At 44.6% G+C, this 24,404-nt stretch carries 23 protein-coding genes and 2 tRNA genes; 12 read left to right on the forward strand and 13 right to left on the reverse strand.

All coding sequences use genetic code 11. The features are described from left to right. The first annotated feature begins 87 nt into the window (after positions 1-87). The 3 genes from MUN34_RS14235 to nagE all read left to right on the forward strand — a co-directional run bounded on the left by MUN34_RS14235 (position 88) and on the right by nagE (position 3,303). Positions 88-1,290 (forward strand): ornithine--oxo-acid transaminase, encoded by a 1,203-nt coding sequence (locus MUN34_RS14235; protein WP_012369410.1) that lies wholly within the window; start codon positions 88-90, stop codon positions 1,288-1,290. Positions 1,291-1,435: 145 nt separating this feature from the next. Then, positions 1,436-1,633 (forward strand): CsbD family protein, encoded by a 198-nt coding sequence (locus MUN34_RS14240; protein ID WP_026829259.1) that lies wholly within the window; start codon positions 1,436-1,438, stop codon positions 1,631-1,633. Positions 1,634-1,794: 161 nt separating this feature from the next. Continuing rightward, positions 1,795-3,303 carry an N-acetylglucosamine-specific PTS transporter subunit IIBC gene (gene nagE / locus MUN34_RS14245; RefSeq protein WP_247858146.1) on the forward strand — a complete coding sequence of 503 codons (1,509 nt, stop codon included), beginning with the start codon at positions 1,795-1,797 and terminating at the stop codon, positions 3,301-3,303. Positions 3,304-3,330: 27 nt separating this feature from the next. Here nagE and MUN34_RS14250 read toward each other — a convergent pair whose 3' ends face one another. From MUN34_RS14250 to yhfH, 4 genes are all read right to left on the reverse strand, one after another. Further along, the gene (locus MUN34_RS14250; RefSeq protein ID WP_026829257.1) at positions 3,331-4,236 is read right to left on the reverse strand and encodes an EamA family transporter; all 906 of its coding nucleotides are present in this window, start codon (positions 4,234-4,236) and stop codon (positions 3,331-3,333) included. A 93-nt stretch (positions 4,237-4,329) separates the two neighbouring features. Then, on the reverse strand, positions 4,330-4,983 hold the full coding sequence (locus MUN34_RS14255; protein WP_026829256.1) for a YkyA family protein: 654 nt from the start codon (positions 4,981-4,983) through the stop codon (positions 4,330-4,332). A 12-nt stretch (positions 4,984-4,995) separates the two neighbouring features. Continuing rightward, the gene (locus tag MUN34_RS14260) at positions 4,996-5,844 is read right to left on the reverse strand and encodes a polysaccharide deacetylase family protein (protein ID WP_081776658.1); all 849 of its coding nucleotides are present in this window, start codon (positions 5,842-5,844) and stop codon (positions 4,996-4,998) included. 204 nt (positions 5,845-6,048) lie between these two features. Beyond that, positions 6,049-6,195 (reverse strand): protein YhfH, encoded by a 147-nt coding sequence (yhfH, locus tag MUN34_RS14265; protein WP_251135546.1) that lies wholly within the window; start codon positions 6,193-6,195, stop codon positions 6,049-6,051. Between the two features lie 194 nt (positions 6,196-6,389). On the opposite strand from yhfH, the gene MUN34_RS14270 reads away from it, so the two are divergent. Further along, a complete protein-coding gene (locus MUN34_RS14270; RefSeq protein WP_247858147.1) occupies positions 6,390-7,016 on the forward strand; it encodes a nitroreductase family protein in 627 nt (208 codons plus the stop codon). A gap of 143 nt (positions 7,017-7,159) precedes the next feature. Further along, a tRNA-Val gene (locus tag MUN34_RS14275) sits at positions 7,160-7,232 on the forward strand. A gap of 43 nt (positions 7,233-7,275) precedes the next feature. Here the strand turns inward: MUN34_RS14275 and MUN34_RS14280 are convergent. Continuing rightward, entirely contained in the window at positions 7,276-7,842 is a 567-nt protein-coding gene (locus MUN34_RS14280; protein WP_247858148.1) for a YdhK family protein, read from the reverse strand. Positions 7,843-7,995: 153 nt separating this feature from the next. On the opposite strand from MUN34_RS14280, the gene MUN34_RS14285 reads away from it, so the two are divergent. The 3 genes from MUN34_RS14285 to MUN34_RS14295 are packed head-to-tail and all read left to right on the forward strand — an operon-like array spanning position 7,996 to position 10,616. After that, positions 7,996-9,357, forward strand: coding sequence for a sensor histidine kinase (locus MUN34_RS14285; RefSeq protein ID WP_026829252.1), 1,362 nt, complete (start codon positions 7,996-7,998; stop codon positions 9,355-9,357). Between the two features lie 4 nt (positions 9,358-9,361). Beyond that, positions 9,362-10,042, forward strand: a complete 681-nt coding sequence (locus tag MUN34_RS14290) for a response regulator transcription factor (protein WP_026829251.1) — start codon at positions 9,362-9,364, stop codon at positions 10,040-10,042. 13 nt (positions 10,043-10,055) lie between these two features. Next, positions 10,056-10,616: a histidine phosphatase family protein gene (locus MUN34_RS14295; protein WP_026829250.1), complete on the forward strand. Its 561-nt coding sequence runs from the start codon at positions 10,056-10,058 to the stop codon at positions 10,614-10,616. A gap of 48 nt (positions 10,617-10,664) precedes the next feature. On the opposite strand, the gene MUN34_RS14300 is transcribed toward MUN34_RS14295, so the two are convergent. Together MUN34_RS14300 and MUN34_RS14305 are read right to left on the reverse strand one after the other, a co-directional pair. After that, positions 10,665-12,149 carry a phytoene desaturase family protein gene (locus MUN34_RS14300; protein ID WP_026829249.1) on the reverse strand — a complete coding sequence of 495 codons (1,485 nt, stop codon included), beginning with the start codon at positions 12,147-12,149 and terminating at the stop codon, positions 10,665-10,667. 22 nt (positions 12,150-12,171) lie between these two features. Continuing rightward, positions 12,172-12,717 (reverse strand): methyltransferase family protein, encoded by a 546-nt coding sequence (locus MUN34_RS14305; protein WP_026829248.1) that lies wholly within the window; start codon positions 12,715-12,717, stop codon positions 12,172-12,174. A 239-nt stretch (positions 12,718-12,956) separates the two neighbouring features. On the opposite strand from MUN34_RS14305, the gene MUN34_RS14310 reads away from it, so the two are divergent. Continuing rightward, positions 12,957-13,769 carry a D-alanyl-D-alanine carboxypeptidase family protein gene (locus MUN34_RS14310; RefSeq protein ID WP_026829247.1) on the forward strand — a complete coding sequence of 271 codons (813 nt, stop codon included), beginning with the start codon at positions 12,957-12,959 and terminating at the stop codon, positions 13,767-13,769. A gap of 93 nt (positions 13,770-13,862) precedes the next feature. After that, positions 13,863-14,339 carry a DUF456 domain-containing protein gene (locus tag MUN34_RS14315; RefSeq protein WP_026829246.1) on the forward strand — a complete coding sequence of 159 codons (477 nt, stop codon included), beginning with the start codon at positions 13,863-13,865 and terminating at the stop codon, positions 14,337-14,339. A gap of 44 nt (positions 14,340-14,383) precedes the next feature. On the opposite strand, the gene MUN34_RS14320 is transcribed toward MUN34_RS14315, so the two are convergent. Then, positions 14,384-17,497 carry an efflux RND transporter permease subunit gene (locus MUN34_RS14320; protein ID WP_247858149.1) on the reverse strand — a complete coding sequence of 1,038 codons (3,114 nt, stop codon included), beginning with the start codon at positions 17,495-17,497 and terminating at the stop codon, positions 14,384-14,386. A 176-nt stretch (positions 17,498-17,673) separates the two neighbouring features. Here MUN34_RS14320 and MUN34_RS14325 point away from each other — a divergent pair. Beyond that, positions 17,674-17,746 (forward strand) — tRNA-Val (locus MUN34_RS14325). Positions 17,747-17,837: 91 nt separating this feature from the next. On the opposite strand, the gene MUN34_RS14330 is transcribed toward MUN34_RS14325, so the two are convergent. Next, entirely contained in the window at positions 17,838-18,860 is a 1,023-nt protein-coding gene (locus tag MUN34_RS14330) for a PTS sugar transporter subunit IIC (RefSeq protein ID WP_026829244.1), read from the reverse strand. A gap of 336 nt (positions 18,861-19,196) precedes the next feature. Here MUN34_RS14330 and MUN34_RS14335 point away from each other — a divergent pair, with 336 nt between their 5' ends. Then, positions 19,197-19,931 (forward strand): metallophosphoesterase family protein, encoded by a 735-nt coding sequence (locus MUN34_RS14335; protein WP_247858150.1) that lies wholly within the window; start codon positions 19,197-19,199, stop codon positions 19,929-19,931. 51 nt (positions 19,932-19,982) lie between these two features. On the opposite strand, the gene MUN34_RS14340 is transcribed toward MUN34_RS14335, so the two are convergent. The 4 genes from MUN34_RS14340 to MUN34_RS14355 form a co-directional block, all read right to left on the reverse strand. Beyond that, positions 19,983-20,261: a hypothetical protein gene (locus tag MUN34_RS14340; RefSeq protein ID WP_247858151.1), complete on the reverse strand. Its 279-nt coding sequence runs from the start codon at positions 20,259-20,261 to the stop codon at positions 19,983-19,985. Positions 20,262-20,337: 76 nt separating this feature from the next. After that, a complete protein-coding gene (locus tag MUN34_RS14345; protein WP_247858152.1) occupies positions 20,338-20,898 on the reverse strand; it encodes a TetR/AcrR family transcriptional regulator in 561 nt (186 codons plus the stop codon). After that, positions 20,885-23,242: a YhgE/Pip domain-containing protein gene (locus MUN34_RS14350; RefSeq protein ID WP_247858153.1), complete on the reverse strand. Its 2,358-nt coding sequence runs from the start codon at positions 23,240-23,242 to the stop codon at positions 20,885-20,887. The genes MUN34_RS14345 and MUN34_RS14350 overlap by 14 nt, the downstream gene beginning before the upstream one ends. Before the next feature lie 192 nt (positions 23,243-23,434). Then, positions 23,435-24,400: a quinone oxidoreductase family protein gene (locus MUN34_RS14355; RefSeq protein ID WP_247858154.1), complete on the reverse strand. Its 966-nt coding sequence runs from the start codon at positions 24,398-24,400 to the stop codon at positions 23,435-23,437. Between the last annotated feature and the right edge of the window lie 4 nt (positions 24,401-24,404).

Raw genomic sequence — 24,404 nt, forward strand, 5'->3', positions numbered from 1 at the left:
AATCCTGTATTTCGTTTGAAGATTATCCGTAAGAATCTGTTATAATCATTATGAAAGCGTTTTCTAAGTGAAAAAGGGGGATTATTTATGAATCAGACAGAGAAAATCATCACACAGACAGAAAAATTTGGGGCACACAACTATCATCCACTTCCAATCGTCATCTCAGAGGCAGAAGGGGTTTTCGTTAAAGATCCAGAAGGACGCGAATATATGGATATGCTCAGTGCCTATTCAGCCGTGAACCAAGGACACCGTCATCCGAAAATCATCGAGGCACTGAAACGACAAGCGGATAAAATTACGCTGACATCCCGTGCATTTCATAATGACCAGTTGGGATTCTTTTATGAGAAAGTCGCACAATTGACAGGGAAAGACATGGTCTTGCCGATGAACACAGGGGCAGAAGCGGTCGAGACAGCAGTCAAGGCAGCGCGTCGTTGGGCTTACGAAGTTAAACAAATTCCAGGCGATGCCGAAATCATCGTTTGCGAAGGGAACTTCCATGGTCGGACAATGACAGCGGTCTCGATGTCGACAGAAGCCGAGTATCAACGTGGATTCGGACCACTCTTACCGGGGATTAAAACGATTCCGTACGGAGATCTGGAAGCACTTAAAGGAGCCATTACGGAAAATACGGCGGCCTTCATTGTTGAGCCGATTCAAGGGGAAGCGGGTATCCTGATTCCATATGAAGGTTTCTTGAAAGATGCCCAAGACGTCTGTAAAGAACAAAACGTATTACTCGTCTCAGATGAAATCCAATCAGGATTAGGCCGTTCGGGTAAATGGTTTGCTTCGGACTGGGACAACGTAACACCAGACATGTACATCTTAGGAAAAGCACTTGGTGGTGGCGTATTCCCGATTTCTTGTGTAGCTGCCAATCACGATATCCTGAGTGTCTTTAATCCGGGATCACATGGTTCGACATTTGGCGGGAATCCATTGGCCTGTGCCGTGTCAGTCGCTTCACTTGAAGTACTGGAAGAAGAGAAGTTACCGGAACGCTCACTAGAGCTCGGAACATACTTTATGAACCGTCTGAAAGAAATCGACAATCCGATGATTAAAGAAGTTCGTGGACGCGGATTATTCATTGGTGTTGAATTGACAGAAGCGGCTCGTCCGTATTGCGAAGCATTAAAGGAAAAAGGTTTACTCTGCAAAGAAACACACGAGACAGTCATCCGTTTTGCACCACCACTCGTCATTACAAAAGAAGAGTTAGATTGGGCATTCGAACGGATTGAACAAGTTCTCGGTGTTTCGGTCGCACAGTAACAGACCACTCCCTATCGGAAAGCGATAGGGAGTTTTTCGATTGATGGACCCCTAAGACTTGGAGCAAATGATAGTGGGGTGATGTTTGAATCTGTTTCAGGTGGGAACATACTACTATGCGTTAAAAAAATAGGGGGTAATGAACATGTCACACGATAGCGGATTAAGCAAAAAAACGGATGGTTTAGTTGATAAAGTTGCTGGAAAAGCGAAAGAAGCGCTCGGAAAAGCAACAGGAGATAAGTCAACAGAACGTGAAGGAAAAAAAGATCAGCTTAAAGGCGATGCTAAAAAAACGGTTGGGAATGTTCAACAGAATCTCGAAGATACAAATCGTCGTTAATCTGTACCCATTAAGGTCCCTTGTGTAGAGGGATCTTTTTTTATGAAAAAATATGTATAAAGGTCTAGTCATTTAGATGTGTATGTGGAATAATAATAAATGTTAAAGCGTTTTCATCGTCATGTCATTATTTGTTTTTTATTTAAGAAAGGATGAAGTATATGTTGCAGTTTCTTCAACGAATCGGTAAGGCTTTAATGCTACCGATCGCCGTTTTACCAGCCGCAGGAATTGTCCTTCGACTCGGTTCAGCCGACATGTTGGATGTTCCATTAATGGTGGCAGCAGGTGGTGCGATTTTTGATAACCTTCCACTGATTTTTGCGATTGGTGTCGCGATCGGATTATCCATTGATGCCAGTGGAGCTGCCGGTTTGGCAGGGGCAGTCGGATATTTGGTCCTAAAAACGGGCGTCGACTCTATGAACAAGGATTATTCAAACGCTCAAATTCAGGCCAAATATGATGCGATTGCCGCCATTATAAATGACTCCTCGACAAAAGTGGATGGAGCGACCTTAAGTTCCATTGCCAATCAGGCTACCTTGGGGTCAATGGTCAATATGGCTGTATTCGGTGGGATTATTGCCGGTATCGTCGCCGGCTTGTTATACAATCGATTTTACAATATTAAATTACCGGATTGGTTGGCGTTCTTCGGTGGACGTCGTTTCGTTCCAATCATTACTTCGGCTGCCATGCTGGTCCTGGCATTCGTCTTCGGTTACTTGTGGCCGTTCATTGAAGATGGTATCAATAATGCGGGAGAATGGATGGTCAGTCTCGGAGCAGGAGGAGCCGCACTGTTTGGATTCTTCAATCGTCTGTTGATTCCTGTTGGTCTTCACCATGTATTAAACAATATTTTCTGGTTTGTCTTCGGTTCATATGAAAAAGCAGATGGAACGATTGCGAATGGAGATATCGCACGGTTCTTCGCAGGAGATCCGACAGCCGGTATTTATCAAGCAGGATTTTTCCCGATCATGATGTTCGCTTTACCGGCAGCGGCCGCAGCGATGGTCATGGCAGCACGTAAAGAAAATCGGAAAGCAGTCGCAGGAGCGATGATTGGCCTTGGGTTAACGTCGTTCCTGACAGGAATCACGGAACCAATTGAGTTTTCGTTCATGTTCTTGTCTCCAGTACTATATGTCATCCATGCCGTGCTGACGGGTGTTTCGATGGCTGTCGTCAACTTACTCGGTATATTGCACGGATTCTCCTTCTCAGCCGGGTTCATCGATTATGTCTTGAACTTCGGAATCGCGACGAAACCATTACTTTTACTGGTCGTCGGTCTGGTATTCGCCGTCATCTATTACTTCCTGTTCTACTTCATGATCACGAAATTCGATTTGAAGACGCCTGGTCGTGAGGATGAAACACTTGTGACGGATGCAGGTCCTGTCACAGGAGTATCGGAAGATAAGTATGAGCAACAAGCAGCCCGGATTTTTGCGGGATTACAAGGAACGGAAAATGTCACATCAATTGATAACTGTGCGACACGTCTCCGTCTCCAGGTGAAAGATTCAACTATCATTGATGAAGCGGCGATTAAAGCCGCAGGCGCAAAAGGTGTCATGAAGTTGGGTGCCAAAAATGTCCAAATCATCATTGGGACGGATGTTGAATTCGTCGCTGATGCGATGAAACGTCAAAAATAATGTTAAAAAACGACCTTTCCTGATTGATCAGGAGAGGTCGTTTTGACGTGGGACAGAACTGGTCGACTGTTTCAGGCTGCTGACATAAATCGGATAGAAAATCCCGATCAGAATAATGATGATTCCAATCCATTGAGAACCGGTAAGATGTTCACCGAGTATGAGGACAGAACAGATGACTGCAGTCGGCAGTTCTGCTGCACCAAGCAGTGAGACACTGGCAGGACTTAGGTGTGGAGCTCCCGCTGCGAATAACAACGGCGGTAAAATTAAAGCAAACAGACCAAGTGGAAGGGCATACCAGATCAGTCCTTGTTCGAAATTGGCTGCAGTCAAGAATGTCGTAGGCGGATACATGATCATGACGAACAGAAGTCCACCCGTCATCATGTAAAAACTCTTTTTAATGACAGGTACATGATTTGCGACCCGACCACTGGCAAGCAGGAATATTGAGAAACTGACGGCTGCTCCAAGTCCAAACAAAGTACCACGCACATCAAGAGCGCTGGAGTAAGCCGCGCTGGCTAAAATGGCACCACCAATCAACAGGATGGCAGATAAGAAATGGGAGCGCGACGGCAGACGTCTTGCAAGGATCGAATCAATCACGACGCCAATCCATGTGAATTGGAAGAGGAGGATGATTGCGACTGAAGCTGAAACGGTTTGAAGGCTTTGATAATACAAGTAGCCGGTTGTTCCACTTGAAATTCCGATTGCCATCAAAGTAAAGGCCGTTTTAGGACGGAGACGAAGGTTCTTCGACAACAGAGCTAAGATAAAAATCATCAGCCATCCGAAGAAGAATTGACTTCCGGAAACAGCGGCCGAGTCGAAACCGGCACCGTAAGCCAGTTTGACGATCGTCGATAAGACACCGTAACTAATGGCGCCGATTAAGACAAAAAGTGTTGCTTTTGAACGGTTCATACAGATTCCTCCATGTTTTAGAACGCACAAAAAAGGTTGCAACGGGGCCTTGTCCAGGTTTTTTGGACAGGGTTTGGTTGCAACCTGTGTGAGTTATTTAATGTTGAGTCCAGCCTTTTTGTAAAAGGTTGGCTTTAATTCATTGTAGCGGACGGTCAATTGATTGAAGGTTTTAAGTGCCTCTGTCGCTTGACGGGAAGTCCGGTTTAAATCAGCTGTTGCTTCATCAATCTTAACGAAGTTCGGTTTTTCGGTCAAGTAGGAAAGCACTTTCTTTTCTGAGTCAATCGTAGCCGCATAACGTTTTAAAAACGTATCAAAAGCCTTCTCGCGCTCCTTGAAGACATCGAGAAGAACTTTCCCGTCCTTTTTTGCGGCAACAGGTAACGAAGATAAACTATTCGCTAATTTTTTAAGATCCAACTCATCAAAAGCACGGGTACGGATTGTTTGTTCCTGTTTTAACAATGCGACACGATCTTGATTCAACGCGGCTAATTCATCCCGTTCATTTTGTGCCCGTTTAATGTCATCGGCCCCAGCTTCGAGGACGGCTTGATAGGTATTGACGGAAATTTCATCTTGGCGCGTCCGTTGCTCAGCGACAGCGGCTGCTTTTTGTTCGGACTTCGCTTGTTCTTCTAGCTGATCGTACATCGAGGAGGCGGGATCACTCGAGCAGGCACTGAGAATCAAGAAGGTGAGACAGGTCAAACAACTGGTGAGGATCATCCGTTTTTTAATCATGAAAGGAACTCCTTATAAATTAGAGAATTTTGCGAAATTATACGGGATATGAAAATCTTCATCATAGATGGAAAATTGATAGCCCTTTTTCTTTAATCCAGCGACAATTGCAGGTAATGCCCGCAATGTTTGTGGTTGTTCATGCAACAGGATGATTTCGACCGGATCTTCCGCTCGGCTAATAACGGTTTTTGCGACTTCCTTGGCACTATCTTTGTAGTACCAGTCCATTGAATCAATCGACCAATCCCAAACCCGAAGATGAGCCTGTTCGATTTCTTTTGCAATGGACTTGGTAATGCCGGGTGTTGATCCGTAAGGAGGACGTGTCAACAACGGGCTGTGATTCGTCAGTTGCTTGATTTGTTTTTGAACCCGGAGCATTTCGGAAACATACTGCTTTTTCTTATACAACGTGTCGTAATCATGTGTTTCACTGTGGGACCCGATATAATGTCCATCCTTTGCCATCAGGCGGACGACATCCGGTTGCTCATCGATGTTACTTCCGATCAGGAAGAAGGTCGCCTTGACGTCTTGTTCTTGTAATGATTTCAAGATGTCCGGAGTCAATGCGGTTGGTCCATCTTCAAATGTCAGATAAGCTACTTTTTTAGTAATTCCATTCCATTTCTCGACGCGTGCCTTGTCTAAGTTCGGAGTCGGAACTTCCCGCAAAGATTGGACAGATTTTACACTGACTTGTTGTTGTGTCGAAGTAAGGTACTGATAAACGATATAACCGCCAATCGGAAGAAGAATCAGCGCCAGCGTAATAAAAAGCTTAGCGAAATACTTTCGTTTTGGTTTTCGGTACCTTGGTCCAAGGCCGATTGGATTACCTGAGTTGTATGGATCCATTGATGTCTGAGCTCCTTTACGGAAAATCTTATGAGTTAAATGTAACATTTTGTCTGTTTCGTTTGTAACAAAAATATTACAAAAAGATGACCAAGAGAGCTGTAATCTAAAAAAACGTTGTTAAAATAGAAATCAAAAAAGTTTTTTTAACAAAAAAAGAAGTCCATCCGTTATCGGAGACTTCTTTTTTCGGACAATTCTCGATCAGTGTTCTGTAACAGCACACTCATCACATTCTGTTTTATATGATTCGCACTGTTCATCCATTTCTTTTCCGCAATGAGAGCAGGTCTTGACCGGAAGTTGACGGTAAAACTCCGGAGAAGTTTCTTGGTAAAGGGGTTGTTCCATGATTTTGTTCCTCCTCTTAATATATGGATTTGGCAGCAAGAAACACTGAATTTCTTTTATTGTACTAGTACAGATAGAGTATGTCAATTATTGTTTTATAACAGATGGAACATCAGCGAGTCTTGTCATATGACAGGTAGCGGAGAGGATGATACGATAACAAAGTAAACAGATGTACTTAAAGGGGGATCATTATGAATCAAACACTATCCGATACACTATCACTTTTGACAGAACGCCGTTCAGTTCGTCATTACGATGAGACATTCATGCTTTCGCAGGAAGACGTACAAGAATTAATCGAATTGACGACAGCTGCGCCAAGTGCTTGGAACTTGCAACATTGGCATTTCGTCGCCTTCCATTCGGAAGAAGCGAAGCAGCAATTGGCTCCAATCGCTTACAATCAGCCTGCCATCAGTTCTTCTTCAGTCGTCATTGCCGTACTAGGGGATTTACAGGCAAACCGAAACTATAATCCGGTTTATGGTCCAGCCGTAGAAGCAGGAGGCATGACGGAAGACTTGTTCGACTCGATCAAAGGACAAGTGGAAGGAGCTTACCAAAGCGAGGCTTACGCGAGAGATGCAGCCATGTCAAACGCAAGTCTAGCAGCGATGCAACTCATGTTGGTCGCTGAAGCAAAAGGATTATCAACACTTGCGATGGGTGGATTCAATCATCAACTCTTCACGGAAACGTTTATTACAGATGAACGTTATGTTCCGGTCATGTTGATTGCCGTCGGGAAAGCAGTGGAAGATGCGAAAAAACGTCCGGCCCTTCGTCTGCCGGTCGATCAAGTCACGACAATTCTATAAGTAAATGTGAAGGGGCCGACTCGAAATCAAGTTTCGGTCCCGTTCATTTTTATTTTTAATTTTTTTAGAAAAGTACTTGTCAGATGGTTAGTTTCTTGCTATATTAATACATGTCCTAGCAAGTACATAACGTACTGCATCATGATTCTGTAGCTCAGCTGGGAGAGCGCTACCTTGACAGGGTAGAGGTCGCTGGTTCGAGCCCAGTCAGAATCATACTAAAAACCCGTTCATCCTTGGATGAGCGGGTTTTTTTGTTTTAATCGTTGGATTGAAGTTCATCTTCTGTCACCCATTTATGATTCTTAATCTTTTTTCCGCCAGTCGTCGGTTTAAAATCAACCATATACACGGTTGTTTCATCGGCTTGATCAATAGTCGCTTTAGCCCCATCCATGCCTTTCATGTGATCTGCCGCTAAAGTCACTTTGTCACCTGATTGTAACTGTGATTCCGGAACCGGTTTAAGTTCTTCCTGGATCACCCATTTATGATTGCTGACTTTTTTTCCTCCGTTTGTTGGTGTAAAGCTGACTGCATATACTGTCGTATCAAATGAATCGACGATGGTTGCTTCTGCCCCGTCCATGCCTTTCATATGGTCCGATGACAAAATGACGTTTGCACCGTCCTTAAATTTTGGATTTTCGGCTTGTTTTAGTCCGGCCGGAATTTTTCCGTCACTTGAATGCATCATTCCTGCATGGGAATCATTCATATTATCGTGCATGTCATTTGAATTAGAGGAATTTGAATCCGATCCGCAGGCAGCTAAACCTAGGACAGCAGAAAGAGCAAGTGATGTAACGAATAGTTGTTTTTTCATAAAAAAATACCTCCTGTAGTAATCTGGTTATGTCACTACTATACCCGTGTTTCGTGCAGAAACCATGCAGAAAGAGTGACAATTCAATTGCCTGACTGAACGAGTCTTTGAAAAAGTGTATCGTAATACTGAAGGGAAAGAAGGGGGCAGGACATGCGACATATTTCGTACTATATTGGTTTACTTTTTTTGACTGCGATTCTTGTCATCGGCGGTATTCTGTTCAGTACCCTCTATTTAAACCTCGTGAATCAAAGGACGGATGAAGTGGTCCTCGGTTTGCTGAACCGGGGGAATACACACCGCGATGTCCTTGAGAAATCATTTCATGCAGAAACGTTGGAACATGTCAGTTTGATGGAATCGGCATCTGAATTTACTGTCGTGATTACGGATCAAAAAGGAAAAATTTTAAAGTCTTCGCATCCTCTTACTCCAAAAATGACAGAAGAACTTGTCCATACGGAATTTCAAACGCAACGAAAAGATCGGATTTTACAATCTCAAGCGGAAGCGAACGGTTTTTTAATAACAGATAGTCCAATCACGATTTCAGGTGTTCATCGTGGACATGTCTTCATGTTTGCTCCGGAAACATTGATTCAACAAGTCGTCAATCCGTTAAGGCAACAATTCATTCAAGTCGGTATCATTGCTATTCTCCTGTCGCTTGCGACTGTTATGTTATGCACACGATTGATTTCAAGACCACTCATTGAGATGGAACGTGCGACCGCCCAGTTGAAAGAAGGAAACCTTGACGTGGATTTACCGGTGAACCGTTCAGATGAGCTTGGGGCACTGGCGCGGTCCATCACACAATTGGCAAAAGATCTCGATTTCTTGAATCGTGAACGGACGGATTTTTTAGCAAATATCTCCCACGAACTCCGAACCCCGCTGACCTACATGAAAGGATATGCTGACATATTACATCGCCCAGACTTGCCGGAATCTGAAAAAACAGCCTATTTGTCAATTATCAAAGAAGAAAGCGATCATTTGAGCACATTGATTGAACAGTTGATGTTACTGGCACGTTCCGATACGAATGCATTTTCAGTCGAACGGTTGCGACTTTCACTCGATGACTTGATTGTCTCGACGACAAAGAAAATGCGACCTGCGATTGAAGAAAAAGGACTGCATTTTCATGTATCGGGGGAACCAGTAGAGATAGTAGGAGATGAAATTCGGCTCAAGCAAGTGTTGGTGAATCTCTTGGATAATGCCAGGAAATATACAGTAACCGGCGACATCATCGTCCGATACGGCAGGAATGAAACAGGACCGTATTTTCAAGTACGGGATACCGGAATCGGTATCAGCGAAGAAAGTTTACCTCATGTGACAAAACGTTTGTACCGGAGTGAACCGTCACGATCGCGAAGTCGAGGCGGATCAGGACTTGGATTGACGATTGCGTCAGCAATCGTTCAAGCACACGATGCAACATTAGATATCAAGAGTCAAAAGAATATTGGGACGAGTGTGATGATTCAATGGAAGGAGTGAAGAGATGGCTCGAATTTTAATCGTTGATGATGAACAGCGGATGCTTCAATTGATGAAGTTATATCTGGAACCATATGGTCATACGTGTCATTTAGTCGATTCGGCCGAAAAAGCGCTCGAAATCGTCAAAACGGTTCCCATTGATTTGGCTTTACTTGATGTCATGATGCCCGATATGGATGGATGGACGTTATGTGAAAACATAAGACGAATGGTTGATTTTCCAATCATTATGGTGACAGCGCGGAACCAAATGGAAGATGTGTTACGGGGACGCAAAGTAGGGGCAGATGATTATGTGGCAAAACCAATTCATGAAGGCGAATTATTGGGACGAATCGAACTATTGATTGGTCGAGAAAAGCGGGAACAGTATACATTTCATGGACTGCAGTATGATGTCGCAGGGTATCACTGTACATTCAACGAACAAAAGATTTTACTGACGAAAACAGAGTTTCAACTTTTAGGAAAGCTCCTGGCGTCCGTGAATGGTATCTTATCAAGAGAACAATTGGTTCTGTCACTTTGGGGCGACGACCAATCGATTGAACCACGAACTATCGATTCTCATATGCGTCATCTTCGTGAAAAACTGCGCCGTTCTGGTTTTCCAATCGATGAGTACTTGGAAACTGTCCGAGGTGTGGGTTATCGTTTGCTGGAGCAGGCAAAAAATAGCTGAAAGGGGAGTTAATATGACAACGACGATTTATCTGGTTCGTCATGCACATTCGACCTATTCTACAGACGAACAAGCGCGTCCTCTATCGGAACAAGGTAGATACGATGCGGAACAATTGACGACGCTTTTTAAAGGGATTAAACCGGACCATATCTACGCGAGTCCGTACCGACGAGCTATTGAGACGGTCCAGCCTCTAGCGGCACAATACGGATTAGTCATTCAAGAAACAGCGGCTGTTCAAGAACGGTTATTGGCACCGGGAGAACTGTCGGACTTTCAACAGGCTGTCGGCTACGTCTGGGAACATCCGGATGAAAATCCGTATGGAGGTGAATCAAACGTTACGGCACAACAACGGATCGTTCATGAAATCAAACAATTGTTGAAAAAACATAAAAATCAAACCGTCGTCATCGGAACACATGGAAATATTATGGTGTTATTGATGCAACACTTTGATCCGACATACGGATATGATTTCTGGAAAACGTTAAAAATGCCGGCTGTCTATCGAATGATATTTAAAGACGGAGTCTTCCTTCATATTGAAGAAGTCTGTCAGCACAACTAAAAAAACAGGAGATCGTCCCTTCACTGAAGGGACAATCTCCTGTTTTGATTATGCCTTTACATTTTCATGTTTTTGGATTAAATCAGCTGTCAGCTGACCCGATAAAGTGACCATTGGGACACCACCACCCGGATGTGTGGAACCACCAACGAAGTAAAGACCTTCGTAAAGATCGCTCTTCGATGGAATCTTGAATCCACCGTTCTTTTTCCGATCGGCTGCCACGCCATAAATCGAGCCGCCGTTCGGACCGTATAGGGATTTCAAGTCTTCTGGTGTAAAGCGGTATTCAAATTCAATCGATTCGCGTAAATCAGTCAGTCCCATCCGTTCCAATTTATCGAGGACAACTTCACGGTACGCATCCCAATCAGTTTTGCTGTCTTGTTTCGTCAGTGGTGGCACGTGTGTCAAGACGAACAAATTATCTTTTCCTTCAGGAGCCTGTGAAGCGTCCGATTTAGAAGAGACACCGACATAAATCGTTGGATCTTCTGGTGGAACCCCATCCTTGAACATTTGGGCAAATTCCCGTTCCGGATCATCGGAGAAGAAGAAGTTATGGTGTTTCAAGTCTTTGTATTCGCGGTTAACTCCAAGTAACAGGACAAGACCGGAAACAGATGGCAAGAATGACTGATTTAATTTTTTAGCATGTTTTGGTCCTTTTTTCTCTGAAATGAGATGTTGATAGGTCGGAATGACCTCAAGGTTCGAGACGACGACATCAGCCGGATAAAATGTACCGTCTGTCGTTTCCACGCCGATTGCACGCTTGCCTTCTGTGACGACACGTTCGACAGGTGTGTTGACGTGAATGGTTACCCGGAGTTCGTCAAGCACCGTCTTCATGGCACGGGCGATATTGTACATACCACCTTTGACATAATAGATGCCGAGACCCATCTGAACGTAAATCATTTGATTGAAGACAGCAGGAGCTTCGTAAGGGTTGGAACCGACATACATGACCATATAGTTAAACAGTTGCTCCAGGTATTTGTTGTTCAAATGTTTTTTTGTACCGCTTGCTACTGTATTGAGAGGGTCCATCTTAAGTAATTCAGACATCGTATGGTATTTTTTTAAGTCCTTTAAATCTTCGAGACTGTATTTGTAGAAACTATCCAAACACAGGTCGTACATTTTTTTGGAATAACTGAACAGTTCGACGAAATCTGCTTGGTCGGAAACTTTTTTGAACTCTTCCAGCATGCCTGGAAGATCGCCTTTGACGTCAAGTTGTGTCCCATCTTCGAAGAAGGTCCGCCATTGCGGTTCGATGCGTTCGATTTCGAGATAGTCGTCGAGTCGACGGTGAACACTCGTAAACAATTGCTCGAGTACCCAAGGCATCGTCAAGATAGAAGGGCCGGTATCGAACGTAAATCCTTGACCACTGCGTTGGTTTAATTTACCGCCAACGTTTCCGTTTTGTTCTAGCATCGTGACTTCATAACCGTCTCCTGCGAGGCGGATTGCGGCTGACATACCTGCTAAACCTGCTCCAATGACGACTGCTTGTTTCTTCAAAAAAATCACATCTCCTTATGTCTTAGTAGATAAATGGAATCAAACGTTTTCTTCTGCGGGCCCAGGCAGTGTAAGTAGGACCAAATCCTTCCGTCAACATCCGTTCCTCGATTCGAATGCGGTGAAGCAAAGCGATGAACATCAGGACGCCGGCACATAACGTGACGAGTAAGTTCCCGAAGTATAACGGGAAGCCTAATGTGATAAAAAACAGACCGGTATAGAGGGGATGGCGTAGTGCCCGATAAGGACCCGTGCTGACAAGCTGATCGCCTGGATTGACAGTGACGTGGCGGGTGAACTGATGCTTGAGATGATAAATCCCCCAGTACCGCACAGCGACACCGGCAGTTAACAGAAACAATCCGATTTCGCGTGAAAAAGAAAGGGCGGTTGAATCACTGAATACAACGGAGAAGAGGATGGTGGCGATTAATGTAGCTAAAATCCAATAAAAACTTCGCCGTTCTTCGAGTGGAGAAGGTTCCTTCTTACGGTTTCGGAAAAGAAACAATTCCAGTAACCAAAGAAGAGAGATGGCGATGAACACTTTGTCTAAAATGGTCATAAGATTCGCCCCTGACTGATGCCAATCATTATTATTTAAAGAAAACGCATACAAGAAATGTTTACCCCAAAAAACAAAGATTCAATCCTCGTATCTGACGGGGGAAGCTCTTTTAAGAGTGGGAGAATTAATTCATTTTGATTACACCCTGTACAAAAAATGGTGACGTTTTGAAATGAATGTTATTCTAAAATCTAAGATTAATTACCCTGTTTTGGAAAAAAGGAGTTTTAAGAGATATGAAAAAATTAAAGAAAACGGTGATAGGGTTGCTGGCGATCCTCCTGTCACTTGTCAGTTTTTCACTGGCAGCAGAAGCATCCAGTTACCGTCAAGCGAAAACACCGCTCAATCTTCGAAGCGGGGCTTCGACAACTAAAGCAGTCGTCGCAGTCATTCCGACTACTGTCTACGTCAACGAGATCAGCCGACTTGGGACATGGTCAAAAGTCCGTTATGGAACACAGACAGGGTATGCGAGCACAAAATATTTGCTGACAGATCAACAAATCGGCGGATTACGCATCGGCAAGACACTAATCGTCAATCCCAATCTTCCGTTACGATCGACGTATGCACCTGGTGAAAGTACGGTCGCACGGGCAGCATTTGAAAAAATGAGACGGGCTGCCAAAGCTGAAAGCATTACGCTTGTCGCATTCAGTACATACCGTTCTTATGCGTATCAAAAGGCATTGTTTGAAAAGTATGTCGCACGGGATGGTTTTGAGAAAGCCAGTACGTACAGTGCACAACCGGGAAAAAGTGAACATCAGACAGGACTGGGCTTTGATATCGGAGGCGCCGATTCATCGAAATATGCAAAGTTCAGCTTTTCAACTACAAAAGAAGCGAAATGGCTAGCTGCCAATGCGCACCGTTACGGATTCCATCTTCGTTATCCGCTCGGAAAAGAATCATGGACAGGGTACACGTATGAAAGCTGGCATTTCCGTTATGTTGGGGCAACGCTTGCGGCGCAGCTGAAAATGACCGGATTGACAATGGAAGAATATTATCAATTAGAACCTGGTAAACCGGTCACACCGTAACAGGTTTCGTTTTAAGCTTTAAATGGTAAATAAATGGTGTATTCCTCATCGTCAGTGGTGGCAATCTGTCTTTTGCGAAAGAGGTGGGAAGTTGTGGCGAAAAAAGAAGAGAAGCACCATATCATAACCTTTACATTTGAAGAAGAAGCGACCTCGTATCAGGTATTTAGTGAATTAAAAAAATACCATGCGAATGGTCAAGTCGATTTTGAACAGATCGCTGTCATTAAACGAAGTGAGAGCGGAGCTTTTTCCTTTGAAGATGCCGTCGACTTGAGCGGTTCCAACAAAGCATTTAAAGGTTCGTTGATCGGTATGGCAGTCGGGATTCTCGGAGGACCTTTCGGCATTCTGCTAGGTTCGATGACCGGGATGCTGATTGGCGGTTCGAAAGACTTAAAAGAGAATCAAGCCGTTCAAGAAACATTCAAGCGGACACTTGGTGTGATTCCGCCCGGTAAGACGGGAATCATCGCAATTGGGGAAGAATTCGAACCCTCCGTACTGGACGGACTTGTCACTAAACACAATGGAACGATTGATCGGACAGATGAATTGCTTGAAAAATAATCAAAAAAAATCCTTCCCTCATGAAGAGGGGAGGATTTTTTAGGTTAAGATTGACGTTCTTTTTTGACCTTTTTGAAGAAGAAGAGCTCATAGACGACAGGGACGATGATGAGCGTCAAGAGTGTTGACGTCGTCAATCCGCCGATGACCGTCAAGGCGAGCCCTTTTGAAATCAGGGTACCGGATGACGTCGTCAGTGCGAGCGGAACAAGCGCCATGATCGTAGCGAATGCCGTCATCAGGATTGGACGAAGTCGTGTCTTACCGGCCTCAATCAACGATTCCCGAATCGGAAGTCCACGTGTGATGTTCTGACCAATCCGGTCAACAAGCACGATCGCGTTGGTCGTGACGATTCCGATCAGCATCAGGAATCCGATCATGACACTGACAGACAATGGTTCGTTAGCTAAGAACAGCGTAACGAGCGAGCCAATCGGAACGAAGATGAGCGATGAAAGAATAATGAACGGAATCCGTGCTTTTCCGAACGTGATTAACATCGTCAAGTAGACGAGACCGATTGCAACCACGATGGCGATCCCAAGAGATTGGAAGATTTCGACCGTGTCATCATTTCCACCGCCACTTGTTAAGGAAACACCGTCTGGCAAGTCGATTTTTTCGACAGCGGCTTTGACGTCACTGGAGACCGTTTGAACGTTATCGCCTTTGACTTGACCCGAAACGCGGGCGTACACTTTTCCATCCAGTTTCTGAATCGATGTGAACGTCTCAACTTCATTAACAGTCGCGACATCTTTTAAGGCGACAGGGCCAGCGGCAGAGAAGAGCTGGACGTTCTCAAGATCTGCTTTCGACGTCAAATCTTCTTTATAAGACAATTGAACGTCCTGATCTTTGTCATCGAGATTGAGCGTACCGACTGTGACAGGTTTCGTTTGGTCGTTGACCGTACCAAGAATCTGGAAGCCGGACAAACCACGATCACTGGCTTTTTCAGAATCAATTTCGACGAGGAATTGTTTTTGTTTCTCGCTGAAGTTATTCGTGACATATTTTAAATCGTTGTTTTTATTCATGTTGTCTTCGACCAGCTTGGCAGCTTTTTGGAGCGCTTCTAAATCAGTCGAGAACAAATCAACATCCACATTATTGTTGGATGGGGGACCACCTGTCGACAGCTCAGCAACGCTGATTTTAACGTCGACATCATCTTCTTTTGCGATATCATCCATTTTTGTTTCAAGGGATTTGATCGTTTTTTCGACATCAGCCCCGTCTTTTAAGTTCAAGAAGTAGCTGGCTTTGTTATCAAGGCGCAACCCGGTCGTGAAGTCACGTGCTCCAACGGATGTCGTGACATCAGCAATCGCTTTTTCCTGATCGAACATTTTTTCCATGTTGAGCGAAACCTCACTCGTTTTCTCAAGCGATGTCGCAGCAGGAAGTTCGAGTGAAGCGGTCAATGTTTTTGAAGCTTCATTCGGAATGAACGTAAAGCCGAGTTGCGGTACGATGGCAAGCGAACCACCGAGTAACAAGAAGGAAACGACTAAGATAATCGCTTTATGCGACAATGATTTTTCAATCAGTGTGCCGTACCAGCGCTGTAAGACGCCTTCTTTTTCTTCCGCTGGTACCTTTTTAAAGGCGAACTTCGCTAGGATCGGTACAATCGTAATCGCGACAAGCAGGGAAGCGAGTAACGAGAAGATGATGGTCAAGGCGAACGGTAAGAAGAATTTACCTGTGATACCGCCGACAAAGCCGATTGGCAAGAAGACAACGACGGTCGTAAGCGTCGAAGACGTGATAGCCTTTAAAATCTCTTTCGTTGATTGTTCGATGACTTCATTTGTCATACCACCATCTGATTTTCGGACCCGCCGGAAAATATTTTCAATGACGACGATACTGTCATCGACGACCCGGCCGACAGCGACTGCCATACCACCGAGTGTCATGATATTTAATGAAATATCCTGCCAGTTCAAGAAGATGGCCGCAATCAAGAGTGACAGTGGAATCGAGACGATTGCGATGATGGTCGCCCGGATATTCCGTAGGAACAGAAGGACAGCCAGTGAAGCGAATAAGGCACCGAGTAATCCTTCTTTTACAAGCGTAGCGACGGATTCTTCGATGTCTTTCGCAGAATCAATTCCAATCGTATAATCGATTTGGTCATCATATTTGTTTAAGATTTTTGTGACGCCGTCGGCAATTTCAACCGTATTGGCATCTTGTTTTTTTGTAATTGCCATTGATAGAGAATCTTTTAAATCATAACGTGTTTTTTCACTTTGCTTCGAGACTGCTTCGATGGTAGCGATGTCTGAAAGACGAACCGGTTCAGCCGGTTTCGTTTCTTCTGTTGGAGCACCGGTAGCACCTGTTGCACCAGCCGGAGGTCCTGATTGAGCAGGTTGACCCTGGCCGCCTGAAGCAGCACCAGAAGAGACACTTGACGTGAGTTGGAGATTTTTTAATTTATCCAAGTTTTCCAGTTTTTCTTCGACCCGGATCGGAATCTTCGAATCGCCTTCTGCGAGCTGACCAGACGGGAAGGAAACATACTTGGCATTGATTTGTTCTTTAATGCTTGATAAAGATAAACCGGCAGCTGTCGCCTTTTTATTGTCGACAGTAATCTGGACCAAATCATCTTTGTAGCCACCAACCGAAACACTGTTGATGCCCGGAATTTTATTAAGTTCCGGTTCGATTTCATTTTTTAGAAGCGACTCAATCTCTTTTCCATCTTTACTAAAGAAGGAAATATTGTAGATCGGGAACGATCCAAATGAGAAGCGGTTCAACTTCGTTGTCGCTTCTTCCGGAAGATTAGCATCCTGGATCGCAGCATCGATTTGTTGTTCGACCTTGTCCATATCGGTATCAAATGGGAATTCGATATTGATGATCCCGATACTTTCATAAGCAGAGCTCGTGATTTTTGTCGAGCCCTCGATTCCTTTCAGTGCTGTCTCGAGTTTTGAGACGACCTGTTTATCGACATCATCTGGAGATGCGCCTGGATACACAGCTTCTACTGAAATTTGAGGAAATTCAATTTCAGGAAACTGATCCACTTTAAGCTGAGAAAACGAATATACGCCGCCCAAAACTAATAAAATAGCAATAATAAATACAGCGACAGAGTTCTTTAAACTAAACCTTGTTAAAAAATTCAACAGTTACCCCTCCTTTATTTTATATGTGCTTATTTACATAGTAGAGGACGAAACGAAACCCTGCAACTTTGAACTGCAGAGCAAAAAGAAAAAATATAATGAAAAAAATCATAGAAAAGTCTTTACAGTTTTCAATATGTTGCTATAATAAACATATACCCAGAACACACGATCATGATTCTGTAGCTCAGCTGGGAGAGCGCTACCTTGACAGGGTAGAGGTCGCTGGTTCGAGCCCAGTCAGAATCATACCGAACTCCCGTTCATCACACGATGAACGGGAGTTTTTTCGTATAAAAAGCTGTTCCCTCATATAATGAAGGAACAGCAAGGTGATCACTTATTGAATTTCTAATCGAAGGTCACCCATTTTTGTCCAACCAGCCATCGTAGTCATGCGATAAAAGACGAGCGTCAAGATACCAGGAAGGACGACACCGGTTGCGAAAAAGATGAGGAATGCATTAAAACCTTGATTAACGAAGATATTGAGTGGGGCAATCATTGAATTTAATCCAAGACCCGCAAGTTCATAAGGAACTTCAAGTGAAAGAACAAGTGTTGCGATGGGTGCGGAAATCATCGCAGCCAGGAAAGGTGCGACGACAAGGCGCGGATTCTTCACGATATTCGGAAACTGAACCTTTGGTGTGACGAAAAACGAAGCGATCAAACCGCCGGGATCCGTTTGACGATATGCCATCAATGTAAATCCGACAAACTGAGCCGAACAACCGATTAAGGCGGCGGCACTGGCGACCGGGTCAAGTTGAAGTGCGATGGCGAGTGCAGCAGATGAAGCAGGTGACATCAATAAGACACTGAAGATAAGAGCAATAACAAGTGATGTCGCAATTGGTGAAGACTCGACGGACGCAGTGACCATAGCGCTGAATCGTGTGAGTAGAGGAGTTGTGACGGCAGCGGCAGCAAGACCAGTAAAACCGCCGGCAAGAACAGCACTAACCGGGATGGCCATCATGTCGAATTTTGTTTTCCCTGTCATTCGTTTTCCGACGAAGACGGCAACAGCAGCTGCGAGCAACGCACTGATTGGCTGCCCCGGTACGAGGACAAGGCCGGCATCCGTCGGCTGAAGTGCGGCTCCGCCAATTGTAGCGGCAATCATCGCACTGAATAAGACTAATGTGTTTCCGCCAAGCTGATAAGCAATACCGGCTCCAAGTGCTGGGGCGAGTAAGACTTTGGCGACGCCGCCGATTGTCAGTAACATTTCAATATGTAAAAGGTTGCCGAACGTCTCAATCAATAATCCTACCCCTAACGTTACTAACACCGCATTTGCCATCCCGGCAGATACCTTTACCATTCGATCCATCGCATATTCCTTCAACTCACTCATCCTCTCTCTATTTACTTTGCCATGAAAAAAACCTATCCGGTATCGGATAGGCGCCATCATTCCTGCGGGCGCCTCATTCGATGCATCGAAAGGAGGGCCCAAAATCAATTCCGAAAATCAGCGGAAAAGGTTTCAGTCCCTCGAGCATAGAATAATCAGTCGGCCAGCAATTTGTTGTGCATACATAAAGTGATTCCCCTCTCAACGAATTTTTCTAAGCCTAACACGAGTAAAATTAATAATCAATATTTTCTGACAATTTATTTTTGATGATTTTTGGACTTGAAATCAGGGGAAAGACAGGAATGGCATAAGATTAGCATTGGAGGCGTTTTCATGAAATTTGCAGTCATTACAGATATTCACGGCAATGCAACGGCATTAGAAGCAGTTTTAAAAAGAATAACGGAAGAAGCAGATGTCTCAGAAATTTTCTGTCTCGGAGATTTGATTGGTATCGGACCACAAACGAATGAAGTCATCGAAATTGTGCGGTCGACACCACGAATGACGACGATCAGCGGAAATCATGACGAGAATGTACTTGCGTTGATACATGGTCAAAAATATCCGGATAGTTACCGTCATGCGAAAAACCATCACCAATGGATTGCCGATCAGTTAACACCGGTCAATCAACGTTTTTTGGAGCAACTCCCAAGAACCGTCCGAAAGACATTTTCGAAAGAGGAAGCATTGTTTACACATTATGCGTATCTGGATGAACAGAAACCAATCGGAGAGGAACCATTGGCGGAAACGGTTGACGGAACAGTACAATCCTTGTCGAAGCTGTTTAAAGGACACCAGGCGAGCCTGATTTGTTTTGGCCACCATCATCCGAAACAAGTAATCCGGGCAAAGGGCGTGACTTATTTGAATCCGGGAGCACTCGGCTGTCAGCCGGAAGCTGTGGCACCATTCGCCTTAGTCGAGCAGAACAACGGAGAATGGAAAGTGGATGTCATTGAAGTGGCATATGATGATCGACCGTACTTAGAAGCGTTTAATGCGGCACCGATGCCGGAAAAAGAACTGTTGCGTAAACTGTTTTTAGGCGGTAGAACGTGATAAAACGATCCGCTTGAAAAAGCACGGATCGTTTCGTCAGGAACACTTGTATTATAAAAAGCGACTTACCAGAACAAGAATCAAAGGGATACCAATCAGTAAAATCCCAATGATCCGTTTCGTCCGGCTTCGTTTCCATTGAAAAGCGAGCGCAAGAAACGGAGATACAAGAAATCCGATAAATAAGGTGATCAATGTTAAAATAAAAAACAGAAAGTCTGTTTTTGAACTGGTGCGGGTATACGATTTCCACATATCGACGAGGGAAACAATGACGTAGACCAGTAAAGCTAACGTAAAGAGAAAATTGGACAGTAAAAGTTGAGACAAATAAAACACTCCATTCGAGTACGATTTAGAATCCATGACATAAAACAGCCTCTCGATATCACGAGAGGCTGTTTTATTATAACAATTTCAACATCGCTTGACTGATTGTTTTTAAATCAAGCGGTTCTCCAATCAAAGGCCATTCAGAAATCAAGGCAATGTACGTCTTGAACAGTAAGAAGGCAGTCACTGCGACCGGAACTTCAGGAGAACGTTTTTCGAGTTCTAACCGTGTTTTCAGTAGATTTTTGATATATTCGACGGTATGCTGCTCGATCCGAATCCGTAACTCAGACATCTCTTGGAGTTTCAACGTCTGGGTTTCTTGCGTGATTTGTAAGATAAACAGATGTTGCTGTTGATGATTGACGATTGCATCAATCATGGCCTGTTTGTTTTCTTCGACGGAAGCTGTTGTCGTGTAGGCATTTTCTGCCTCTGCTTTCATCTCTTGCAACACGCGTGTGACAAGAGATTCAAACAGATCGAGTTTACTTTCAAATAATTGATAGACGGTCGGTTTTCCGACATGAGCCCGTTTAGCAACCCGTTCAATGGTCGTTCCTTTATACCCGAGTTCAGAAAAACAGGCCATCGCAGCATCTAAGATTAGATGTTCTTTATCAGACAGTGTCATGGCGTTTTCTCGCTTTCGTCGAAAGAAGAATTCGTTTTCCGCCTAAAGCGCCAGCGAAGCTGATAGCGAGAGCAGAAAACAGAATTAAACCAAGAACCTGACTGTTTGCGATGAGTGTGTCAGTAACACCGATTCCTAGTGCTTCACGGAAACCTGTGACCGAGTACGTCATCGGTAAGAAACGGTGAATGGTTTGGAAGAAACTTGGTGTCATTTCGACCGGGAACGTACCGCCGCTACCACCAATTTGCAGTAACAAGAGTAAGAAGGCACTGAATTGTCCAACCCGGCCAAAGAGCATTGTTAACGTAAAGAGCAACGTGATGAACGTCATCCCTGTTAAGGCAGCGAAACCATACAGCGCAGGGGTGCTTGCAACATCAGCATCTAGAACATAGACGATGGCGACGGAAGCCGCAATCCCTTGTAAGGCACCAATCGGTAAGATGATGGACAGTTTTCCGACGAGGAACCGCCATGTTAATGTCTCACCATGTTCAGGACGGATTTGATAAACGGAAGAGAACATCAAGGCACCGGCAAATAAAGCGATGCTGAGGATGTAAGCCGCAAGACCTGATCCGTAGTTGTTAACGGTTGAATAATCATGTTCTTTTAGGACGACCGGCTCAGCGAGCATGTTGTCCCGGGCATTCGATGGTTTGACAGTCGCATCTTTCGCTCCTTTACCCAGTTCCGTTTTTAGCGTGTTGGCACCATCGGCAAGTTTCGAGTTTCCGTCTGCCAAGCGTGAAGCCCCATCCGTCAGTTGACCGGCACCGGAAGAAATGGCAACGGCACCGTCTGACAGCTGACCGAGACCAGAAGTCAATTGACCGGATGCTGTACTGGCATCGTTCGCACCAGAAGCCAGTTGCTGTGCACCAGCCGTTAATTGCGTACTGCCGACAGCTGCTTTATGGACGCCGTCTGTATAGGTTGTCAAGCCTTGATTGAGCGTATTTTGACCTTGTTCTAAGGTTTTTGCTCCGGCGAGCAGTTGTGTTTGACCTTGCTCCAAACGTTTTGAACCTGCGAGTAACTGGCCTAATCCACCATTAAGTTTCGAAACGGCAGATGCAATATCTTGTCCGGCGACAGCTAACTGATTGATTTTTGCTGTCGCATCATTGGCTTTCGCAAGACTAGCATCAAGTGCTGTCTCTTGTTGCGCTAAATTTTGAACATTTTGTTCCATCGTGGCAATCGACGCCAATAATGCTGCTTTTTCTTCTTCTGTTAATGTCTCAGACGAAGCGATGACTGCTTTGATGTTTGCCACGTTTGCTTCAAGTGCTTCACGACGCGTACTCAAGTCTTGTTTTAACGTGTCAGCAGCATCATTGACGGCTACTAGAGAAGCATTTGCTTCTTGAGCACGGGCATTCAGTTGATCAAGACCAGCCGTAAATTGTGGAAGGTTATTGTCGAGCTTCGATGCTCCGGCAGAGGCCGTCTCAAGACCTTGACGAAGTTCGGTCGTTCCAGCAGAAGCTGTCTCAAGACCTTGACGGAGTTTAGTGGAACCGGCCTGTAAGTCTGTTGATCCTTTAATCAGTTTTCCACTGTTAGCATCCAGTTCATTCAATCCACCTGATAACTGGCCGGACTTTTCTGCCAGTGTCTGCGCCCCTTCGCTCAGCGTATTAAGACCGGTTGAAATTTGTGCAGAACCGTCAGTCGCTTTCGTTAAATTCGTGGACAAATCGTTTGTACCACTCGTCAATTTTCCGAGGTTAGTCGTCAGTGTTTTAGCGCCGTCGGTCGTTTTTTTAGCGCCATCTTCGAGTTTGGCTGAACCTTCAGACGCATCTTCCAGTCCTTTGGCGATTTTTTTGAGTGATCCGAAAATCGCACTGCTATATTGTTTGGTTACGGATTTACGGATTTTTTCGTTTAATTGTTTAGCGGCAGCGCTGGAAATCTGCGTACCGGAATAGTTCTTGGCTGGGTTCAGATAATATTCCAGCTCGATTTTTTTCGGGTGATCGTCGAGTAAAGTGGTCGCATTATGCGAAAACTTCTTCGGAATGACGACGGTCATATAGATATCACCAGCACGCAGTTGTTTGGCTGCTTCTTTGCGTGATAGATACTGCCAGTCAAAGTCATCATTTTTTTTCAGTTTTTTGACGAACTGATTTCCGATATCGATTTTTTCTCCCTCGAACTTCGTCGTCTTGTCTTCATTGACGACTGCGACCTTAATGTTTTCTGTCTTACCGTACGGATCCCAGAAAGCAGATAAAAAGATCGAGTTGTAAAGAAACGGGACGAGGATAAGTGCAAGAATCACGATGATCATCATCGGGCTTTTTAGTTTTTTCCATTCTGAGCGAAACATAAATCAAATCTCCTTCTTGAAACTAAAAACTAATTTAAGTTTCTGGTTTTGATGAATTTTACTCTACGCTTTTTTATGAAGGAAAGCAACTACTTAAGTGGATGAATTGCTGAGAAAAAGAATTGTTTCTCTTTTGTAATCATTCCAGACGAAAAAAACACCCAACCAATGAAGGAAGGATGCTTTTCAGACTTAAGGAATCAATAAAATTTTTCCGGTACTCTGACGGCTTTCCAAATAATCATGGGCACGTTGTCCATCTGAAAGGGAGAACGTGGTAGGCGTTGCGATGTGTAATTGACCGGATTCCAACCAACTGAACAGTTCACCGGCTCGACGAACACGTTCCTCTCGTGTCGTCAGAACGTTCCATAAATCACCGCCGGTCAGTGTTTTCGAAGTATCCATCAGGAACCGTGGGTCGACAGAAACCGGATCACCACCGGCCATGCCGTAAAAGACGACTGTCCCGTGTGTTTTCGTCACTTGAAAACTGTTCATCAACGTCGAGCCGACCGATTCATAGACGACGTCGACGCCGCGCTGATCCGTCAATGTTAAAATCTGTTCTACCCAGTCGTCTGAATATAAGAAAACATGTTCAGATCCTGCTTGTTTGGCGATGTCTGCTTTTTGCGCCGATGACGTCAAGCCGATTGGAATGGCGCCGTGTAAGCGGACGATCTGTGTCAATAATTGACCGACACCGCCGGCTGCCGCATGAATCAAAACCAAATCTTTCGGGCGGATCGTATAGCTGTCCCGTGTCAAATAGTGGGCGGTTAAACCTTGTAGAAGGGCAGATGCTGCCGTTTCATACGAAACGAAATCCGGTAAGGGAATCACCTTATCGACGGGCGCGGCAACGAATTCGGCGTTGGCGTTCGGGACATCAGCAAAGGCGACCCGTTGTCCGACCTGGAGATCAGTCACAGCCTTTCCGAGTTGTGTGATGATACCGGAACCTTCATATCCCAAGAGATAAGGGGGAGTCCCTTCTAAATGATAATTGCCTTTCCGGCGGTAGATATCGGCAAAGTTCAATCCGATGGCTTTCATCTCAATCAGTACTTCATTCGGCTGAATGTCAGGAGTCGGATGTTCTCCGTAATTCAAGACACTGGAATCTCCGAAGGTACGAAATGTAAGAGCTTGCATAGTA

This window comes from Exiguobacterium sp. 17-1 (genome assembly GCF_023096305.1).
In the GTDB taxonomy this organism is placed as follows: Bacteria; Bacillota; Bacilli; order Exiguobacteriales; family Exiguobacteriaceae; genus Exiguobacterium_A; species Exiguobacterium_A sibiricum_A.